We start from the raw sequence: 3,360 nt of genomic DNA on the forward strand, positions 1-3,360 counted from the left end.
AGGAACAACCGGTTCGATCTGGCGATCAGCAGGGCATCCGGGAGGATCTCGAGGGCGGCGCGCGTCGCCTCCCGGTCCACCGCGAAATTGTGCGATCCGCCGAGCGCGTAGTCGTACATCCGCGCAGCGCTCGGGCGATTGACATCGATCCCCGCGGCCCACTCGGGCAACTCCTCCATGATCATCCATTCTCCTGCGCGACCCACTAGACGACGTATGGTGAGGAGATTGTCTACCATCGCTACCTTCGTCACCACACCGGCCGGTGTCGCTACGGAGACCAGTACCTCCACACCGCGTTCACACCGCGTTCGCACCCCGTTCGCTCGTTTCATCGCACGCCCGCCCTACCTCCCGCCCGGGCCTCCCAGCGGCGCGGACCAACCTCCGGCGGCGGCCCATGGGGAAGCCGCCGACCGTGCCGAATGTCCGGTTTGACCAGACCGTCCGACCCTGCTCTGCGTGGCCGTCCACGGATGACACTGGTCTGGAACCTGGATCGAGGGTCGACGCCCGCGACGGCCGAGGAGACCCCTACGGCCGCAAGAACCGGAAGAACCGAAAGAACCGGGAGGACCGGAGCTCGCGGCGGCAGCCGACAGACCGACGGCGGCCGGGACAGCACGGGTATTCGGGCGTCGCCCTCGGCCGGGACCACACGAGGCTCCGGTACGAGGTTCCGGGTGAGGAGTGGGACGAGATGCGCGCCCTCGTCGTGTATGAATCGATGTTCGGCAACACCAGGGTGATCGCGGACGCCGTCGCGATCGGCCTGTCGACGTGGTTGGACGTCGGACTCGTGGAGGTCGGCACCGCGGACCCGGCCCTGAACGACGATGTCAGGCTCCTCATCGTCGGCGGGCCCACCCATGCGTTCGAGATGAGTCGGCCCGAGACCCCGGCACGACGCCACCAGGCGGACCGAGGGCAACGTCGTGTCGCCGGGAATCGGGATCCGGGAGTGGCTCGAGGCACTACCCAGGCAACCGAGTGGGTCGCCCGAGGGGATACCGCTCACCGGAGCGGCCACGTTTGACACGAAGGTCCGTCACCCCCATCCCGCGGGTTCGGCCGCGGCCGGTGCGGCAAAGTGCCTGCACCGTCTCGGCTTCTCCCTCCTCGACCGTCCGCGGAGTTTCTACGTCGACGGCCCGGCGGGCCCACTGGTGGCCGACGAACCCGAACGCGCCCGCCGCCGGGCCGAAAGCCTCGGATGGATGGTCCCTGCCTCGGCGAAGGGTAACGCGCTTTCCTGAGCCGCCTTGACACAGCAACACTTCACCCGGATCGCCGCCGAGTACGAACGGCTCGGTGGAGGAAGTCGGATCTTGCACGGATCTGTAAGGTTTCTGGTTGCACAAAGTGGCAGAGGCGATTTTCGGGCGTGACTACCGGGCGGCGAGGAAAGCGGCTTCGCGGGCGGCGACCTCGGTGACGCGGTTGACGTCCGTCCAAGCACGCTCGCGGAGAAAGGCGCCGAGGTCGTCTGGCCACCCCAGACGCTCGCCGAAGAACCAGGCAAGGAGCTTGTCGGCGTTGCTCTGATCATCGTCGGTGGACTGAGTCCACACCTGCCGTTTCCGCCTTGCTCGGCGGCAGCACTCGGGCCAGTCGGGTTCAGCCGAAAGGATCGCTACCCAGTCGACCCATTCGCCGGACGACGCGCGCGCAATACCCTCAGCCACAGTGTGTGCCAACGGAACGGCCAAGAGGAACTCGTCAAGGATGCTGGCGATAGGCGTCTCCTGCCGCACGACTTCGTTCCAGAGCACGGTGGGGGTAAATTCAGTCGCAGCGGGTGAGGTCGTTTCGCTACTCGACGGCATGAGGTCGTCGCGCATCCGTTCGAGCATGGCCACTGCGTCGGCCCGCTTCTGATCGACTCGGCCTTGCGGCAGCCACGCGCGCAACGCCTCGAGCTGTTCGGGGGGGCACGGCACCAGGTTCAGCAGGTGCTCCCACCGGCGGTCAGCATAAAACAACGAACGTGCGGTCTGAACGACGAGCTCTCCGGTCATGCGAGAGACCACGCCCTGCGCCGTCGCGGCAGCTACGGTCGCTCGCACGTTCACCAGGGGCTCCGAAAGCGGCCGAAAGCCGTGCTTGCTCGTTGCATGCACAAGGGCCACCTCGTCGTCCGAGGTCAGCTCACCGGAGCAATATCCCGCAGCGATGTCACCGACGGCGACCATGCCGAAGGGCGCCAGCTCGGCACCGCGTAGCGCCCCCATGCTCGACGACCCGTAGACCCGGATCCCGAGCGATAGAGCGTACAGGATCTCCTTGTGCCACACTGCCGGCACTTGGTGGAAGTAGCCGTCGATGATCCCGATCGTGGGCGGTCTCTCCTGGCTGATCCGCCACACGTCCCCGAGCTGAACAGGCGGCAGGAACTCGGCGTCCAGAACGGCGCGAGCGTCGTCGATGCCGAGTGTCGGGCCGAGGAAGACGACTGGCAATGGCCCAGTCACTGGCCCGGTCAACCGACGACGCCCTCGACAGCGGCGCGAGCGCGAGCACCCGGCCTGTACCCCGACACGTCACTGGGCGGCTCGAGACCTGGAACAACCGCGCGGCCGACCGCAACGCCGGTGTCCGGCCGGCTGAGGTCAACCCACCAAGGGTCGAAGCCTCGGGTGACGAGCGCACTCACCACGGCTTCCAGGTCGCGCTCGAGCGTGCTCGTCGAGAGGTCAGGGAGGTCGCTGACGTCGCGGCCGCCGCGCAACGATGCCCGCCATCGCTCTCGCAGCAGTCGCGCCTGCTCGGCGGCAGCGGAGCTCGGGCGGTAGCGGGCGCGGAACATGTCATCGCGTGCGCCGCTGATGAGCGTGAGACGGCTCTGCGCCGCTTCGGTGACGGCACGGCACAGCGCGATGTCTCGACTGGGATGGCATCCCATGCCACTCGTGGCGTAGACCGTGAGATCCTGGTCGTCGGCGTCTGGCTCGAAGACTGTGCACTCCACAGTGGCGACGCCGACATCGCTCGTCGCGTCGTGGAGCATCACAGCGATCCCAGCCTCGTCGAATCGCTCAAGCAGTGACCTGCCGACCGGGTCGGTGACGCTGCCAAGATCGATGGTGGTCGTGGTGACGTCGCCGGTAAGCCGCCACATGGTGATCGCATCGCGTTCGATCAGCTCGCAGAGTGCGTGGAGCTTGGCTTCGAAGCCGTTGTTGCCCGACGACAGACCGTTCGAGGTACAGCTGAACCAGCCGCTACCTGGCGGTTCCTGAACTCGACCGTCGGTGTGCACTACCTCGAACGGGACAAGCGCCGCAGTGCCGTCGACGAGCGAGGCGGCCGCCACCCACGTCGTCGGTGTCGTGGTCGCAAAATTCGCTCCGGTTGCCCGAG

The 3,360-nt window shown here is 67.1% G+C and carries 3 protein-coding genes; all 3 read right to left on the reverse strand.

What is annotated here, in order from left to right; genetic code table 11:
- Positions 1-185: SAM-dependent methyltransferase (locus ACY45C_RS07265; protein WP_462186868.1), on the reverse strand; the 185-nt coding region annotated here is incomplete at its 3' end.
- A gap of 1,203 nt (positions 186-1,388) precedes the next feature.
- Positions 1,389-2,459 (reverse strand): TfuA-like protein, encoded by a 1,071-nt coding sequence (locus ACY45C_RS07270; RefSeq protein WP_462186869.1) that lies wholly within the window; start codon positions 2,457-2,459, stop codon positions 1,389-1,391.
- 20 nt (positions 2,460-2,479) lie between these two features.
- Positions 2,480-3,360 (reverse strand): YcaO-like family protein (locus ACY45C_RS07275; RefSeq protein ID WP_462186870.1); only part of this gene is annotated, 881 nt, incomplete at its 5' end.

It is taken from the genome of Frankia sp. CcWB2 (assembly GCF_977927585.1).